Below are 17,625 nucleotides of genomic sequence, written 5' to 3'. Positions count from 1 at the left end.
CTCGGTTCGCATGGGACCGAGGTGATGCCATCGCGAGCAGGCTCGCTCCCACAATGATCGGCGGCGTACACAAAATTTGTGCCTGACGCATAACCCACTGTGGGAGCGAGCCTGCTCGCGAAAGCGATCGCATAGACGCAGCGATCAAAGAACCTGGCGAAGGAACGCCTGAGCCCGCGGATCCTTCGGCGCCTCGAAGAACTCCGCCGGCGAAGCATCTTCCAGCAACCTGCCGTGATCGAAAAACAACACCCGGTCCGCCACTTCCCGCGCAAAACCCATTTCATGGGTCACGCAGACCATGGTCATGCCTTCCACGGCCAGGGTCTTCATCACGTCCAGCACCTCGCCGACCATTTCCGGGTCCAGTGCCGAAGTCGGTTCATCGAACAGCATGACCTTCGGTTCCATTGCCAGCGCCCGGGCAATCGCCACGCGCTGCTGCTGACCACCGGACAGGCGCGACGGAAACTCGTTGGCCTTCTGCGCAATGCCGACCTTTGCCAGCAACGCCATGGCCTTGGCCTCGCGCTCTTTCTTGCCGCGCTTGCGCACGACCTTCTGCGCCAGGCACAGGTTTTCCAGCACGGTCATGTGCGGGAACAGGTTGAAATGCTGGAACACCATGCCGACTTCACGGCGATAGGCGTTGACGTCGGTTTTCGGGTCGGCCAGTTGCAGGCCGTCGATGCTCACCGAGCCGGAATCGAACTCCTCCAGGCCATTGAGGCAACGCAGGAAGGTCGACTTGCCGGAGCCGGACGGGCCGAGCACCACCAGCACTTCACCCTTGGCGACGCTGGTCGAAACGTTATCCACCGCGCGCACCACCTGGCCACGGGTGTCGAAGACTTTTACCAGATCGCGGACTTCAATCACTTTGCGCGAGCCTCCGCTCAAGCCGGCCGGCGATTTTCGACAGCGGCAGGTTGATCAACAAATACAGGCCTGCCACGCAGAACAGGATCTCGAACGGCGAAAACGAGGTGGTAATGACCTCGCGACCGCTTTTGAGCAGTTCGGTGATGGCGATCACCGACACCAACGAGGTGTCCTTCACCAGGCTGATGAACTGCCCCGCCAGCGGTGGCAGCACGCGCTTGAACGCTTGCGGCAGCACCACGTGGCGCATCGATTGCCCTGCGCTCAGGCCCAGGGAGCGTGCGGCTTCGTTCTGGCCACGGGCGATCGACTGCACGCCGGAACGGATGATTTCCGCCACATAGGCGCCGGTGAACAGCGACAGCGCGGCAATCCCGGCGAATTCCCGGGACAGGTTCATCACGGTGCCAATGAAGAAGTAGAAAATGAAAATCTGCACCAGCAGCGGCGTACCGCGCACCAACTCGACGTAAATGGTCGAGAGGTCGCGCAGGGTCGGGTTGTTCGACAGCCGGCACAAGCCAGTAGCCAGGCCGATCAGTAGGCCCAACACGCCAGAAACCACAGACAGCCACAGGGTGGTCCAGAGGCCCCACAGCAGCGGCCCCGCCGCCCAATGGCGGGTCACGCCGATGACATCGCCTTCGGCCACATCATCGCCCTGGGCGACTTGCAGGCTGTTTTCATCAACGGTCAGGTGCTGCTCGTCTCCCGCGTCGTTGCGCAGGGTGACTTCAGCCTTGTCGCCCTTGCGCAGCAGTTCGCTGACGGTGGAGATGTCGGCGGCGCGCTGGGACTCTTCGGCGTGGTAGGCGAAGTACTGCGGCACACGGTTCCAGCGCCATTCGTAGGACATCAGCGAAGTGGCGTAGTACAGCGCGCCGGCCAGGCCGATCAGCACCAGCACGGTCAGTGCGTGCCAGGGCCATTGGGCTTTTTTCTGTTTCATTGCAGGTTCCGGGATTTGTGTTGCCTTGGAGGCCCTCATCGCGAGCAGGCTCGCTCCTACATTGGAATGCGTTCCCCTGTAGGAGCGAGCCTGCTCGCGATTGAGGCGACTCGGTCTAGCTGACCGGGTTATTCCATGTCCTTGAGCCACTCGGAGCTCTTGAACCACTTGTCATGGATGCGATCGTAGGTGCCGTCTTCGTGGATCTGGTGCAGGAAGTTGTTGATGAAGTTGATGCTGTCGTAGTCACCTTTCTTCAGACCGAAGGCCAGTGGCTCGTAGGTGAACGGCTTGTCGAGGAACACCAGCTTGCCGTTGCCCACCTTGCTCAGAGCCACGACGTTGTAAGGCGCGTCGTAGATGAAGGCGTCGGCCTTGCCATTGACCACATCCAGCACCGCTTCCTGCTCGTTGTCGTAACCGTGGTACTTGGCCTTGGCGATCAGCTTTTTGGCGACCATTTCGCCAGTGGTGCCCAGCTTGGAGGTGATGCGGTAGTCGGCGGTGTTCAGGTCTTTATAGGACTTGATGGTGCCTTCCAGGTCCTTGCGGATCAGCAGGGTCTGGCCGACCACGATGAAGGGTTCGCTGAAGTTCAGGCGCAGGTTGCGCTCCTGGGTCAGGGTCATGCCGCTGCCGATCATGTCGAACTTGTCGGTCATCAGGGCCGGGATGATGCCGTCGTAACCGGTGGAAACCAGCTCCAGCTTGACGCCCATGGCTTTGGTCATGGCTTTGAGGATGTCGACTTCGAAACCGATGATCTCGCCACGCTTGTTGGTCATTTCGAACGGCATGTAGGTCGGGTCCATGCCGACTTTCAAGGTGCCGCGCTTGACCGCGTCATCGATGGCCCCGGCCTGCGCCGTGCTTACCGCGACCATTGCCGTGACGCCGGCCAGCAGCATCGACAGGTACTTCTTCATCTTCAACTCCCCAAACCATTGCATTGGCGCCGCGAAATCGACAGTTTTCCAATGAAAACCGATAGATACGGACGCAAAACGGTCCGGGCGCACCTTTTTCGGGGGCGGATGCTAACGCACTGGGTCGAATGCACAAGGGTTTAGGCAGGATTTGTTTGCTCTGATCGTTCCCACGCTCCGCGTGGGAACGCAGCCCGGGACGCTCTGCGTCCCATCAACAGCCGAACGCGGAGCGTCCGTTGAGGCATTCCCACGCAGAGCGTGGGAACGATCAACAAAAAACCCCGCTGGTCAGCGGGGTTTTTCATCAGGCCAGTTGCGCCTGAACGCTCAACGGCTTGAGCGGCAGCAGCGGTGCATGGGGATCGGCCTTGACCGACTTGCGCCATGCGTCCAGCCACTCGGCATGGCCCTCGCTCCAGACCTGCTCATGCAGGCGGGCCAGGGCTACCGGGTCACTCAACAGTTGCACACGCTCGTTGTTGTTCAGGCCATGCGGCCCGACCTTCATCGCATGTCGCACCCGCTCGGCCCGCATCCACTCGATCGGCTCGGCCTGACGGTGGCGCGAAGTCGCCAGCGAACACGCCAGGGCGTTCTGCTGCGGATCGACCACCGAACGGATGAAGCCGTCGTTCAGCGCGTGATAACGGTTTTCGTGGGTGTACTGGTCAGTAGCCAGCAGCGCCTGTGGCGGATTGTATTCCTCAGGGATCAGGAACAGGCTCTCGTCACGGGATTTGAGGCCCAGGCCGACACGACTGGAAATCACCGACACCGGGATCGACAGCATCAGCGAACCGACGATCGGCACCAGCCACCACAGGAAACTCGGGTTCAGCCAGATCACCAGCAAGGCCCACAGGAAGCCCAGCAGGGTTTGCGGACCGTGGCGCTTGACCGCCTCGCTCCATGGTGTGGAGTCGTCGTCACGCTGCGGCGAATTCCAGGTCGCGGCCCAGCCGAGGAACGCGGCGAGAACGAAACGGGTGTGGAAAATCATCCGCACCGGCGCCAACAGCATGGAGAACAGCATCTCCAGCAGCATCGACATCGTCACCTTGAACTTGCCGCCGAACTCTGACGCGCCCTTGGCCCAGATCAGGATCACGCTCAACAGCTTCGGCAGGAACAACAGCACCACCGTGGTCGAGAACAGCGCAATCGCCTTGTCCGGATGCCATTGCGGCCACAACGGATAAAGCTGACGTGGTTCGAGGAAGTACTGCGGCTCCATCAGGGTGTTGACCGCCAGCAGCGCCGTCGACAGCACCAGGAAGAAGAACCACAACGGCGCCGACAGGTAAGACATCACGCCGGTCAAGAACACCGCGCGGTGCACCGGGTGCATGCCCTTGACCAGGAACAGGCGGAAGTTCATCAGGTTACCGTGGCACCAGCGACGGTCACGCTTGAGTTCGTCCAGCAGGTTCGGCGGCAGCTCTTCGTAGCTGCCCGGCAGATCGTAGGCAATCCACACGCCCCAACCGGCACGGCGCATCAGCGCGGCTTCAACGAAGTCGTGGGACAGGATCGCACCGGCGAACGCGCCTTTACCGGGCAACGGCGCCAGGGCGCAGTGCTCGATGAACGGCTTCATGCGGATGATCGCGTTGTGGCCCCAGTAGTGGGATTCGCCCAACTGCCAGAAGTGCAGGCCGGCGGTGAACAGCGGACCGTACACCCGGGTGGCGAACTGCTGCATGCGCGCATACAGCGTGTCCATGCCCGACGCACGCGGCGCGGTCTGGATGATCCCGGCGTCCGGCGTGGCTTCCATCAGGCGTACCAGGCTGGTCAGGCACTCGCCGCTCATCACCGAGTCGGCGTCGAGCACGACCATGTACTTGTAGTCACCGCCCCAACGACGGCAGAAGTCGTCGAGGTTGCCGCTCTTGCGCTTCACGCGACGGCGACGGCGGCGATAGAAGATCTTGCCGAAGCCGCCAGCTTCGCGGCAGACGTCCAGCCAGGCCTGCTGTTCGGCAACGCAGATATCGGCGTCGTTACTGTCGCTGAGGACGAAGAAGTCGAAGCGATCCAGGTCACCCGTGGCCGCGACCGACTCGAAGGTTGCACGCAGACCGGCGAATACCCGAGGTACGTCTTCGTTGCAGATCGGCATCACCAGGGCGGTGCGCGCGTTCTTCGGAATCGGCTCGTTGCCGGCACTTTTACCGGAAATCCGGTATTTATCGTGACCGGTCAACAACTCGAGGAAGCCCATCAACGCCGTCCAGAAACCGGCCGATACCCAGCAGAACAGGATCCCGAACAGGATCAGGATGCTGGTTTGCAATGCGTACGGCAGCACTTGTGTAGCGGTTTGCAGCAGCGGTTGGTGCAGGACTTCTTCAAGGTCGACGAACGACCAGCCCTGGTACGGCATGATGCCCTTCATATACCAGCCCGCGACAATAGTCTGGCCGAGCATCAACAGCAGCAGGATGTAGCGACGGATCGAACCGACGGTGCGCCAGCGCGCTGCCGGCAGTACGTTGGCATCTTTCGGCGGCTTGGGCGGGTTGGTGCGACCGGTCAGGCGGCGCCAGCCACGCACCAGGATGTTGGTGCGCCACGGCTCGGGCACGACCTTGGTCCGACGAATCGGCGGGGTCGCCTTGAGGCAAACCCGACCGCTGGCGTCGACCCCCAGCATCTCGGCATCCTGCAATTCTTCGGCGGTGCTCAGGATCAGGCGCTGGCCCACCGAAGCCTGGGCGGCCTCGGTCGGTGCGTCGAACGTAGAGGACGACAGACGTTCATGCAGTTCGCTGAAAGACTGGCAGCCCGCGAGTTCCGCGCGCTGCTGGTCGGTCATCGGCAGATGGGCCAGATACTCGGACAGAGTTTCTGGCTGAACTTGAGAATTACTCATCGGCAGGCAACTGATAGCTCCAGGTCTCGGTCAGGACTTCTTCAGTCGGTGCCGATTCCGGTGTGGCTGGGGCCGCAGCAGCTGCAGGCTGCTTGGCGTCATTGTTGTTCGCCTTGTCCTTGGCATCTGCGACCGGCTTGGCGTCAGCCTTGTTGGCTTCGGCGGCGGCCTTGGCATCCTTCTCCGCTTTCTCCGCTTGTTTGGCGGCGACCTTGTCGGCCTTGGCCACGGAAGAGTTGGACGCTGGGATAGAAGTCTTGGCCAGATCGACAGGCACAATGTTCTGTACCAGTGCCGCACGCATCTCGGTGGATTTGCTCGGGTCCTTGACCTTCAGGCGCAGGGTCAGGCGCCAGCCCTTGGTTTCAGGGTTGTAGCGCACGTTGTTTTCGACCAGCTCGGCGTTGTCGCCGACGCTGACCTGACTGCGCACATCGGTATCCGCTGGCAATGCCGCCAGGGATGGGCCTTCGAAATCGACCAGGTAGGCAACGCTGCCGTCCGGCTGACGAATCAGGTTGGACTGTTTGACGTCACCGGTGGATTTCAGGGTCTGGCTGACCCAGGCGCTGTCCGGTGCGTGCAACGCGGCTTCGTCCATGGTCCAGTGCATGCGGTAGGCGAAGTCAAGCGGCTGGCCTGGCTCCGGCATCTTTTCCGGGCTCCAGAAAGCCACGATATTGTCGTTGGTTTCATCAGCGGTCGGAATCTCGACCAGATCGACGGTGCCCTTGCCCCAGTCGCCTTTCGGCTCGATCCAGGCACTTGGGCGTTTGTCGTAGCGGTCGTCGAGGTCTTCGTAGTGGCTGAAGTCACGGCCACGTTGCAGCAAGCCGAAACCACGCGGGTTCTCGACCGAGAAGTTGCTCACCGCCAGGTGTTTCGGGTTATTCAGCGGACGCCAGATCCACTCGCCATTGCCGGCATGGATCGCCAGGCCGCTGGAATCGTGCAGCTCGCGACGGTAGTTGAGGACTTTCGACGGCTGGTTGGCACCGAACAGGTACATGCTGGTCAACGGGGCGATACCCAGCTTGCCGACCTTGTCGCGCAGGTACATCTGCGCCTTGACGTCGACAATGGTGTCGCTGCCCGGACGCAGGGTCAGGCGGTAGGCGCCGGTCGCACGGGGCGAATCCAGCAGCGCGAAGATCACCAGATGCTTGTCGCCCGGTTTCGGCTGTTCGATCCAGAACTCGCGAAAACGCGGGAATTCTTCGCCGGACGGCAAGGCGGTATCGAGCGCCAGACCGCGAGCCGACAGACCGTAGACGTGACCCTTGCCGACAACGCGGAAGTAGCTCGCGCCCAGCATGGTCATGATTTCGTCCTGTTTATCGGCCTTGTTGACCGGGTACAGCACGCGAAAACCCGCGTAGCCCAGTTGCTCGGTGGCCTTCGGATCGAACTTGAGGTCGCCGAAATCGAAACGACTTGGGTCGTATTTGATCTCTTCGACGTTGTTCGCGGTGATTTCGTTGATTTTCACCGGCGTATCGAAGTGCATGCCCTGGTGATAGAAGGACAGCTTGAACGGGGTTTTCTGATCCGCCCATTCGGCTTTTTCTGTCAGAAAACGGATTTTCTGATAGTCGGCGAATTTCATCTCACGGAATTCGTTCGGCAGGTTACTGCGCGGCGCTTCGAACTTCTGACCCGCCAGCTCTTTAGCCTTGGCCGATACATCATCCAGATTGAATGCCCAAAGCTGGCCGGCGCTGAGCAGGCAGAGCAGTGCCGAGCCTGCTACCAGAGCGCTACGTAACCGTTTGGCAGACAATTTTGGTGCGTTACAGGGACTAACAATCACGAGCAACCCTCGCCGAAAACAGATCAAAAAACCAACGGCCAGTTGAAGGGTTTGTAAGGCTTACGGTACGAAAATACCGGCCTTGCAGACCACTCTTGCCAAGTTGGCGAGCATTGTTCCGACTCCACTGGGGCGAAATGATTCCCCAATCGGATCCGGACAAGTCTCTACCTAAGTCAAAATGGACCAACGAACGCTGATCCCCGTAGCGCGCGATTATCTAGTAGGCCGCGTTACAACGCATCAGGGGTAACAAAGTATTTATCGCGAAAAATGCCTGTTTTCAGCCGAAAAACCCGTAAAAAGATGTTTCACGGGCTTTCAGCTCTGTAACAGAAAGGTTACCGGGCCATCATTGACCAGGTGCACCTGCATATCCGCGCCGAATCTACCTGATGCCACAGTGCCATGCACCTGTTTCGCTTTGCTTAATAGATAGTCGAACAACTCCTCTCCCAGGGCCGGGGGAGCCGCGGTCGAAAAACTCGGACGCAGCCCGCTTTTAGTGTCGGCAGCCAGGGTGAACTGCGAGACCAGCAACAGACCGCCGCCCACATCCGCCAGGGACAGATTCATCTTGCCCTCGGCGTCGCTGAACACACGATAGTTAAGCAGCTTATTGAGAAGTTTGTCGGCGCTGGCCCGCGTATCTTGTGGCTCGACCGCCACCAGGACCAGCAAACCCTGGTCCACCGCACCCACCACCTCCCCCGCTACCTCGACCCGCGCGCCGCGCACGCGTTGCAACAGGCCCTTCATGCTTCTTCAGGGGCGAGGTCGAGCAGGCGCCGTGCCATCTTGTCGGCGGCGCGTACCAGGGCGTCGGTAATCCCCGGTTCGGCAGCGGCATGGCCGGCGTCGCGGATGATTTGCAGCTCGCTGTTCGGCCAGGCCTGGTGCAGCTCCCAGGCGTTGTCCAGCGGGCAGATCACGTCATAACGGCCATGGATGATCACGCCCGGTAAATGGGCGATCTTGCCCATGTCACGGATCAGTTGGTTCGGCTCAAGGAAACCGTTGTTGGTGAAGTAGTGGCATTCGATGCGGGCGATGGACAGCGCGCGCTGGGGTTCTGAAAAACGATCGACTACCAGCGGGTTCGGACGCAGGGTCGCGGTCCGGCCTTCCCAGGTGGACCAGGCCTTGGCCGCATGCATCTGGGCGATCTGGTCATTGCCGGTCAGGCGCTTGTGGAACGCAGTGAGCAGGTCGTCGCGCTCGTCCAGCGGAATCGGCGCGATGTAGTCCTGCCAGTAATCGGGGAACAGGCGACTGGCACCCGCCTGATAGAACCATTCGATTTCCTGCGGACGGCAGAGAAAGATCCCGCGAACGATCAGACCGTGCACACGCTCGGGGTGGGTTTGCGCGTAGGCCAGCGCCAGGGTTGAACCCCAGGAACCGCCGAACAGCACCCACTTGTCGATGCCCAGGTGCTGGCGGATTTTCTCAAGGTCGGCGACCAGATCCCAGGTGGTATTGTTTTCCAGGCTGGCGTGAGGGGTGGAGCGACCGCAACCGCGCTGGTCGAACGTAACGATGCGGTACAGGTTGGGATCGAAATAGCAGCGGCTCGCCGCATCGCACCCGGCGCCTGGACCGCCGTGAATGAACACCACCGGCAAACCTTGCGGTGAACCGCTCTCGTCGACATACAGCGTGTGGGTTTCGTCGACGGCCAGATCGTGCCGGGCGTAGGGTTTGATCTGCGGGTACAAAGTCTGCATTGCGCGCTCCGTAAGGGGTCGGGTCATCCCTGGGGGGACTTCTATTATTCTGCCGTTGGGCATCATAAACCCGATTTACGTCAATGAGCATGCACTTGCTGGATCGCAGGTTTGGCGCCAGAAACCTGTGGGAAAAACCTGTAGGAGCGAGCCTGCTCGCGATGGCGGCCTTTCAGTCAACATCTATGTTGAATGCCAGGTCCTCATCGCGAGCAGGCTCGCTCCTACAGAGTTGTGTGTCAGGCTTATCGGGCGTAGTGCTTTTCGCCCCAGGCCAGCAGGCCCTGCAGCAGTTCCTTCAAGACCACCCGAGTCGGCTCAGCCAGGTCCGCCCGATAACGGAACGGCTCGAACTCTTCCATGTAGGTGCACTGCCCCAGCTCCAGTTGCACGGCATGGATGTCTTGCGCCGGATTGCCATAGTGACGGGTGATGTGTCCGCCCTTGAAGCGCCCGTTCAGCACATGGCTGTAGTCCGGGTGCCCGGCACAGATCGCTTCCAGCTGCGAAGCCAATTGCGGATCGCAACTGGCGCCGTTGAAGGTACCGAGGTTGAAGTCCGGCAGCTTGCCGTCGAACAGGTGCGGAATGATCGAACGGATCGAATGCGCGTCGAACAGCAGCGCGTAGCCGAACTCGGCTTTCAGTCGCGCCAGCTCCTGCTGCAGGGTGCTGTGATATGGCGTCCAGATCTGCTCCAGATACGTCGCACGCTCTTCTTTCGAAGGCTCCAGTCCTTCGCGGAACAGCGGCACGCCGTCAAACAGGGTCGCCGGGTACAGGCCCGTGGTGGCGCCGACGTACAGCGGCTTGTCGTCGGACGGCCGGTTCAGGTCGATGACGAAGCGCGAATATTCGGCGGCCAGTGTGCTGGCGCCCAGTTCGCTGGCGAAATCGTACAGCTGCGGAATGTGCCAGTCGGTGTCCGGCAGGCTTTTCGCGTCGGGGATCAGCCCGGCTTCGACCGCCGGGGTCAGACGGGTACCAGCGTGGGGCATGCTGATCAGCAGCGGTACCCGACCTTGTTTGAAGTTCAACACCTTATCCACAACGACTCTCCTACAGGCTCGTTTCGACGCCGTGACGCACGACGCGTTTTTCCAGATCACCGCCCAGCCAGTACGACAGGTCGGCCGGACGATCGATTTGCCAGGCAACGAAGTCCGCGACCTTGCCCACCTCGATCGAACCATGGGTGTCGGCCATGCCCAGGGCGGTGGCCGCATGAATGGTCGCGCCCGCCAGGGCTTCTTCCGGGGTCATGCGAAAGCATGTGCAGGCCATGTTCAGCATCAGGCGCACCGACAGGGCCGGTGAGGTGCCCGGGTTGAGGTCGCTGGCGATGGCGATTTTCACGCCGTGTTTGCGCAGGGCTTCCATCGGTGGCAATTGGGTTTCGCGCAGGAAGTAGAACGCGCCGGGCAACAACACCGCGACCGTGCCGGACTTGGCCATGGCGATGGCGTCGTCTTCGTCCATGAACTCCAGGTGATCGGCAGACAGTGCTTGATAGCGCGCAGCGAGGCTGGAACCGTGCAGCGACGACAGTTGCTCGGCATGCAGCTTCACCGGCAAGCCCAGCTCCTGGGCCTTGATGAAAACTCGCTCGACCTGCGCCGGGGAAAAGGCCAGGTATTCGCAGAAGGCATCCACCGCGTCCACCAGCCCCTCGGCGGCCAGGGCCGGGAGCATTTCGGTGCAGATGTGATCGATGTAGTCGTCGGCGCGGTCGGTGTATTCCGGCGGCAGGGCGTGGGCGGCGAGACAGGTGGTGCGCACGCTGACCGGCAGCTCGGCGCCAAGACGACGGGCGACGCGCAGCATCTTGCCTTCGTTGGCCAGGTCGAGGCCGTAGCCGGACTTGATTTCGATGCTGGTGACGCCGTCACGCATCAGGCTTTTCAGGCGCTTGGCGGCGCTGGCGAACAACTCGTCCTCGCTCGCCGCGCGGGTGGCGCGCACGGTGCTGGCGATGCCGCCACCGCTGGCGGCGATTTCCGCGTAGCTGACACCTTGCAGGCGTTTTTCGAACTCGCCACTGCGATTGCCGCCGAACACCGTGTGGGTGTGGCAGTCGATCAGGCCCGGTGTGACCCAGGCCCCGTTCAAATCATTGACCGCCGGGTACTCGCCGGACGGCAGTTCACTGCGCGGGCCGACCCATTCGATGTGCGCACCGGCCGTCACGATGGCCGCGTCCTCGATGATCGAGTAAACGCCCTGGGCCATGGTTGCAACGTGGCAGTGTTGCCAGAGGGTTTTCATCCCTTGTTCTCCACAATGTTCAAAATCGATTCGCGAGCAGGCTCGCTCCCACAGGGGTTACGCATTCCAATGTGGGAGCGAGCCTGCTCGCGAAGGGTCCATCACAGGCTCGGCAGCAACTTCGCCGTGACCAGTTCGGTCAGGCACCGCGACGCCAGCAGTTCAGTCGCCACATTGATGTCCGGTGCAAAAAAACGGTCCTTCTCATAAAACGGCACTTCCTTGCGCAGAATCGCCCGCGCCGTTTCCAGCTTCGGCGAGGTCTTCAGACCATTGCGCAGATCCAGGCCCTGAACGGCCGCCAGCCATTCCACCGCGAGAATGCCTCGGGTGTTCTCGGCCATTTCCCACAGGCGCTTGCCGGCAGCCGGGGCCATGGACACGTGGTCTTCCTGGTTGGCGGAGGTCGGCAGGCTGTCCACCGAATGCGGGTGGGACAGCGCCTTGTTCTCGCTGGCCAGCGCCGCGGCGGTGACCTGGGCGATCATGAAGCCGGAGTTCACGCCACCGTTGGCCACCAGGAACGGCGGCAGTTGCGACATGTGCTTGTCCATCATCAGCGAGATGCGACGCTCGCTCAGGGAGCCGATTTCGGCGATGGCCAGTGCCATGTTGTCGGCGGCCATGGCCACCGGCTCGGCGTGGAAGTTACCGCCGGAAATCACATCGCCTTCAGCGGCGAACACCAGCGGGTTGTCGGACACGGCGTTGGCTTCGATCACCAGTACATCGGCAGCGTGGCGGAACTGGGTCAGGCAGGCACCCATGACTTGCGGCTGGCAACGCAGGGAATACGGGTCCTGCACCTTCTCGCAGTTTTCATGGGAATCGGAGACTTCACTGCGCTCGCCCAGCAGATCGCGGTAAGCGGCAGCGGCGTCGATCTGGCCTTTCTGGCCACGGGCGGCGTGGATGCGCGCATCGAATGGCGAGCGCGAGCCCAGTACGGCCTCGACAGTCAGGCCACCCAACGTTAATGCGCCGGCGAACAGGTCTTCGCCTTCGAACAGGCCGCGCAGGGCGAATGCGGTGGACACCTGGGTGCCGTTGAGCAGCGCCAGCCCTTCTTTCGCCGCCAGGGTCAGCGGGGTCAGACCGGCGACTTTCAGCGCTTCGGTGGCTTCCATCCACTCACCCTTGTAGCGGGCCTTGCCTTCGCCCAGCAGCACCAGCGACATGTGCGCCAGTGGCGCCAGATCGCCCGACGCGCCCACCGAACCTTTCAACGGGATGTGCGGGTACACCTCGGCGTTGATCAGGGCGATCAGTGCATCGATCACCACGCGACGAATACCGGAGAAACCACGGCTCAGGCTGTTGACCTTGAGCACCATGATCAGGCGGCACAACGCGTCACTGATCGGCTCGCCGACGCCGGCGGCGTGAGACAGCACCAGCGAACGCTGGAGGTTTTCCAGGTCCGCGCTGGCAATACGAGTGGAGGCCAGCAGGCCGAAACCGGTGTTGATGCCGTAGGCGGTGCGGTTTTCAGCGAGGATCTGTTCCACGCAAGCGACGCTGGCTTCGATCTGCGCCGAAGCACTGTTGTCGAGGGTCAGTTTCACCGGCTGTTGATAGACGTCACGCAGCTGGGCAAGGCTCAGTTGGCCGGGAATCAGGTTTAGCGCAGTCATTTTTGGCTCCTTGTGAGAGTTGTCATGCTTGACCAGACGCTCCGGAGATCTCCGTTGTCCGTCGCTGCCCGCCTTTTGAGCGGGCTGGCGCCTTGGCACGCTGGTGTCGGGAAAATCAGTGCAGATTCGGCAAGGCCTTTTGCAGCAAGGCCGAGTCTTTCAATACGCCCGCTGCTGCGGCGATGTCCGGCGCCAGCCAGCGGTCCTGATCGTAGGCCGGTACGCGTTCGCGCAGCAGGCGCCACGCTGCATCCGTGCCGGCGCCGAAACGTTGTTCCTTGAGGAATTCGAAGGCCTGGGCCGCCAGCAGGTACTCGATGGCGAGGATCTGCGTGCAGTTTTCCAGCGCGCGGTGCAGCTTCAGCGCAGCGTTGGTGCCCATGCTCAGGTGATCTTCCTGCAGGCCCGAGGTCACGTAGTTGTCGAGCACCGCCGGTTGCGCCAGCTGACGGTTCTCCGCGCATAGCGATGCGGCGACGTACTGCACGATCATCATTCCCGAGTTTACCCCCGGGTTGGCCACCAGGAAGGCTGGCAGACCGCTGACGTGCGGGTTGATCAGACGATCCAGGCGACGCTCGGCGATGGAGCCGATTTCCGCCATGGCAATGGCCAGCAGATCCGCCGCCATCGCCACCGATTGGCCGTGCGGGTTGGCCTGGGACATGACGCGGAAGTTGTCCGGCGTGCCCAGCAGCAACGGGTTGTCGGTGCAGCCATTGAGTTCGATTTCAACTTGCTTGATCGCATGCTCCAGCTGATCGCGAGCGGCGCCGTGCACCTGCGGAATCGAGCGGATGCTCAGGGCGTCCTGGGTCCGAATGCCTTTGCTCTGGGCGATCACTTCACTGCCGTCGAGCAGCGCCCGCAGGTTGATGCCGACCTGCTGCATACCCGGATGCGGCTTGAGCGCGATGATCTCGGCATCGAACGCAGCGATCTGCCCGCGCTGGGCCTCGAAGCTCATGGCACTGATCACGTCGGCCCACTGCAGCAGACGGGTGGCGTCGGCAATGGCCAGGGCGCTCAGGCCGGTCATGCACGGCGTGCCGTTGACCAGGCACAGCCCGTCCTTGGCGCCGAGCTGAACCGGCTGCAGGCCTTCTTCGGCCAGGGCCTGTTGCGCGGCGACGATTTGCCCGCGATAGCTGACGTTGCCGACACCCAGCAAGGTGATGCTGATGTGGGCCATGTGGGTCAGGTAACCGACCGAACCCTGGGACGGCACTTGCGGGGTGATGCCCTTGTTGAGCAGCGCCAGCAAGGCTTCGACCACCCGGCGATGAACACCGGATTTGCCCTGGCTGAAGTTGAGGATGCCCGCGCACATGATCGCGCGGGTCTGCTCGTTGGTCAGCGGTGCGCCGACGCCACAGGCATGGCTGAGCAGCGTGTTGCGCGACAACTGGCTGAGTTGTTCGTCCTTGAGCGAGACGTTGCACAGCGCGCCCAGGCCGGTGTTTACGCCATAGGCGCGTTCGCCGCTGGTGACGATGCGCTGGACGATGGCCTGCGCGTTCTCGATCCGTGCCCAGGCCTGCGCCGACAGCTCCAGCTGTGCGCCATGGCGGGCTACCGCAACCACATCCTGCCAACGCAACGGGGCATCGGCGATAACGATTTTTTCAGCCTGGGACATCTTCAACCTCATACCTGAATATTGATGCAGCTCTACCGGCCTCATCGCGGGCAAGCCCGCTCCCACAGGTTCCGAGGTGTGCCCACAATCTGTGTCACAACGCCTATCCCTGTGGGAGCGGGCTTGCCCGCGATGGGGCCCGCCCAATCACTGCAAATTTCTTAAACCACCGCCGCCCTGCGCTGCACGAACCGGTCGACATACTCATCCGCCGGCGAATGCAGGATCTCTTTCGGCGTGCCGACCTGGATCAGGCGGCCGTCCTTGAGGATCGCGATGCGGTTGCCGATGCGCACGGCCTCGTCGAGGTCGTGGGTGATGAAGACGATGGTCTTGTGCAGGGTCTTTTGCAGCTCCAGCAACTGGTCCTGCATTTCCGCGCGAATCAGCGGATCGAGGGCGCTGAAGGCTTCGTCCATCAGGATGATGTCGGTGTCCGCCGCCAGGGCGCGGGCCAGGCCCACACGTTGACGCATGCCGCCGGAGAGCTGGTGCGGGTATTTGTTTTCGTAGCCCTTGAGGCCCACGGTGTTGATCCAGTGCAGCGCACGCTCGTTGCACATGGCTTTGCTTTCGCCACGGATTTTCAAGCCGTAGGCGACGTTGTCCAGCACGCTCTTGTGCGGCAACAGGCCGAAGCTCTGGAACACCATGCTGATCTTGCGACGGCGGAATTCGCGCAGGGCTTCCATGTCGTATTGCAGGATGTCCACGCCGTCCACCAGGATTGCGCCGCTGGTCGGGTCGATCAGGCGGTTGAAGTGGCGCACCAGGGTGGATTTGCCGGAACCGGACAGGCCCATGATCACGAAGATCTCGCCGCTGCCGATGCTCAGCGACAGGTCGTTCACGCCGACCACGCAGCCGGTCTCGGACAGCACCTGATCCTTGGTCTTGCCCTGGCCCACCAGGGCCAGCGCTTCCTTGGAACGGTTGCCGAAAATCTTGAAGACGTTTTTGACTTCAATCTTGCTTACGGTTGCGTTGCTCATTTGCTCACCTCATGCCGTGCGCGACCGTACGCCTGTGTAATGCGGTCGATCACCACTGCCAGAATCACGATCGCCAGACCCGCTTCCAGGCCACGACCGACGTTGAGGGTCTGAATCCCCACCAGTACGTCTTCACCCAAGCCACGGGCACCGATCATCGAGGCGATCACCACCATCGACAGGGCCATCATAGTGGTCTGGTTGATCCCGGCCATGATGCTCGGCAGGGCCAGCGGCAATTGCACGCCGAACAGTTGCTGCCAGCGGTTGGCACCGAAGGCGTTGATCGCTTCCATCACTTCACCGTCGACCTGACGAATACCCAGGTCGGTCAGGCGGATCAGCGGCGGTGCGGCGTAGATCACGGTGGCGAAAATCGCCGGGACCTTGCCCAGGCCGAACAGCATCAGCACCGGGATCAGGTACACGAAGCTCGGCATGGTCTGCATGATGTCCAGCAGCGGCATCAAGATCGAACGCAGGCGATTGCTGCGCGCCGACAGGATGCCCAGCGGCACGCCGATCAGCACCGAGATGATCGTCGCCACCAGCATCAGCGCCAGGGTTTGCATCAGCTTGTCCCAGAGGCCAACCGCGCCCACCAGGAACAGCAAGCCGACGATGACCGCGGTGGTCGCCACTTTGCGGGTCGCGTGCCAGGCAACGCCCGCCACGATCGCCAGCATCAGCCACCACGGCGCTGCACGCAGCAGGCCTTCAAGATTGACGATGGCCCACAACAGGGTGTCGGAGATGTGGCGGAACACGTCGCCGTAGTTGGTAACCAGCGAATCGACCCAACCGTTGACCCAGTCGGCGATGGAAAAAGTAAAGCTTTCGGGAAACATAAAGAGACTCTCAATCAAGGGGTTGCGATCAAGCATCCGGCTGCCGTTCCCGGCAGCCGGCAAAGCTCAACCTACAAGGCCGCGTCGATCTTTTTGGCTGCGTCTTCGCTCACCCATGCGTGCCAGACTTCAGGATGTTCCTTCAGGAAGATCTTCGCCAGTTTTGGCGACTCGATACGCTCCTTGCTCATGCGTCCCAGGTTCTGGTTCAGCAGGTCGATCGGCAGGTTGACCTTTTCGAACACGGTCACCAGTTCCGGCGCTTCGTCGTGGAAAGTCTTGGACAGGCCGACCTTGATGGTCACGCTCTTGTTCACGCCCGGCTTCTCTTCGAGTTTCACCGCGTCAACCAGGCCCATCAGCGGCGTTGGCGACCAGTAGTAGAACAGGATCGGCTCGCCACGCTTGTAGCTCGACAGCACGGCGGCATCCAGTGCCGGGCCGGTGCCTGGGCGGAAGTTGGTGTAGCTGTTTTCCAGGCCGTAGCTTTTCAGCATTTCGCTGTTGTCCAGCTCACAGGTCCAGCCGGCCGGGCAGTTGTAGAAACGGCCCTTGGCTGGCTCTTCCGGGTCCTTGAACAAGGCGGAGTACTTGCCCAGGTCGGCGATGTTTTTCAGGTCCGGGGCCTTGGCTTCCAGCTTGCGCTTGGCGTCGCCTTCGATCACGTAGCGCGGCACGTACCAACCTTCGATCGCACCCACCACAGGGGCGCCGACACCGACGACCTTGCCGGCCTTCTCGGCCTTGTTCCAGACCTCGCTGCGGCCAACCCATTCCTCGGCAAACACCTGGATGTCGTTGCTGCTCAGGGCGTTTTCCATGGCGATGGAGTTGCCCGGCAGGCTGTCGGTCTTGCAGTCGTAGCCTTTTTCCAACACGACTTGCAGCACGTCGGTCAGCAACATGGCGCTTTCCCAGTTCAGGCCGGCGAATTTCACCGGTTTGCCCGACTCGCACCAGCCCGCCGCCTGAGTGGCGCCGGCGCTGGCCAGCAGGCCCATGGAAAGCAATGTGGTCAGCAGGGTCTTGTTCGATTTCATTGTTGTGACGCTCCTAATCATGAATTGGCTTACGG

General features: G+C 61.7%; 14 protein-coding genes. All 14 read right to left on the bottom strand.

From position 1 onward, the window contains the following. Positions 1-144 precede the first annotated feature (144 nt). Positions 145-879, bottom strand: a complete 735-nt coding sequence (locus tag DKY63_RS21565) for an amino acid ABC transporter ATP-binding protein (protein WP_110965938.1) — start codon at positions 877-879, stop codon at positions 145-147. Further along, on the bottom strand, positions 872-1,831 hold the full coding sequence (locus DKY63_RS21560; protein ID WP_110965937.1) for an amino acid ABC transporter permease: 960 nt from the start codon (positions 1,829-1,831) through the stop codon (positions 872-874). The genes DKY63_RS21565 and DKY63_RS21560 overlap by 8 nt, the downstream gene beginning before the upstream one ends. A 128-nt stretch (positions 1,832-1,959) precedes the next feature. Beyond that, on the bottom strand, positions 1,960-2,757 hold the full coding sequence (locus DKY63_RS21555; RefSeq protein ID WP_110965936.1) for a transporter substrate-binding domain-containing protein: 798 nt from the start codon (positions 2,755-2,757) through the stop codon (positions 1,960-1,962). Between the two features lie 307 nt (positions 2,758-3,064). Then, positions 3,065-5,635: a glucans biosynthesis glucosyltransferase MdoH gene (mdoH, locus tag DKY63_RS21550; protein WP_110965935.1), complete on the bottom strand. Its 2,571-nt coding sequence runs from the start codon at positions 5,633-5,635 to the stop codon at positions 3,065-3,067. Then, a complete protein-coding gene (locus DKY63_RS21545; RefSeq protein WP_110965934.1) occupies positions 5,628-7,445 on the bottom strand; it encodes a glucan biosynthesis protein G in 1,818 nt (605 codons plus the stop codon). The genes mdoH and DKY63_RS21545 overlap by 8 nt, the downstream gene beginning before the upstream one ends. A 321-nt stretch (positions 7,446-7,766) precedes the next feature. After that, complete coding sequence (gene dtd / locus DKY63_RS21540) at positions 7,767-8,204, bottom strand: D-aminoacyl-tRNA deacylase (protein WP_110965933.1); 438 nt, start codon at positions 8,202-8,204, stop codon at positions 7,767-7,769. Then, positions 8,201-9,172, bottom strand: a complete 972-nt coding sequence (gene pip / locus DKY63_RS21535) for a prolyl aminopeptidase (RefSeq protein ID WP_110965932.1) — start codon at positions 9,170-9,172, stop codon at positions 8,201-8,203. The genes dtd and pip overlap by 4 nt, the downstream gene beginning before the upstream one ends. Positions 9,173-9,417: 245 nt before the next feature. Then, a complete protein-coding gene (gene hutG, locus DKY63_RS21530) occupies positions 9,418-10,221 on the bottom strand; it encodes an N-formylglutamate deformylase (protein WP_110965931.1) in 804 nt (267 codons plus the stop codon). A gap of 10 nt (positions 10,222-10,231) precedes the next feature. Continuing rightward, the gene (hutI, locus tag DKY63_RS21525; protein ID WP_110965930.1) at positions 10,232-11,437 is read right to left on the bottom strand and encodes an imidazolonepropionase; all 1,206 of its coding nucleotides are present in this window, start codon (positions 11,435-11,437) and stop codon (positions 10,232-10,234) included. 101 nt (positions 11,438-11,538) lie between these two features. Next, positions 11,539-13,071, bottom strand: coding sequence for a histidine ammonia-lyase (gene hutH, locus DKY63_RS21520; protein WP_110965929.1), 1,533 nt, complete (start codon positions 13,069-13,071; stop codon positions 11,539-11,541). A gap of 115 nt (positions 13,072-13,186) precedes the next feature. Beyond that, complete coding sequence (hutH, locus tag DKY63_RS21515; protein ID WP_110965928.1) at positions 13,187-14,710, bottom strand: histidine ammonia-lyase; 1,524 nt, start codon at positions 14,708-14,710, stop codon at positions 13,187-13,189. 161 nt (positions 14,711-14,871) lie between these two features. Then, positions 14,872-15,702, bottom strand: a complete 831-nt coding sequence (locus DKY63_RS21510; protein ID WP_110965927.1) for a quaternary amine ABC transporter ATP-binding protein — start codon at positions 15,700-15,702, stop codon at positions 14,872-14,874. Continuing rightward, on the bottom strand, positions 15,699-16,550 hold the full coding sequence (locus DKY63_RS21505; RefSeq protein ID WP_110965926.1) for an ABC transporter permease: 852 nt from the start codon (positions 16,548-16,550) through the stop codon (positions 15,699-15,701). Before DKY63_RS21505 ends, DKY63_RS21510 begins: the two co-directional genes overlap by 4 nt. A 71-nt stretch (positions 16,551-16,621) precedes the next feature. Beyond that, positions 16,622-17,590 (bottom strand): ABC transporter substrate-binding protein, encoded by a 969-nt coding sequence (locus DKY63_RS21500; protein ID WP_110965925.1) that lies wholly within the window; start codon positions 17,588-17,590, stop codon positions 16,622-16,624. Between the last annotated feature and the right edge of the window lie 35 nt (positions 17,591-17,625).

This window comes from Pseudomonas putida, assembly GCF_003228315.1.
GTDB classification, from domain to species: Bacteria; Pseudomonadota; Gammaproteobacteria; order Pseudomonadales; family Pseudomonadaceae; genus Aquipseudomonas; species Aquipseudomonas putida_S.
This window is presented reverse-complemented; position numbering and strand designations above follow the sequence as displayed.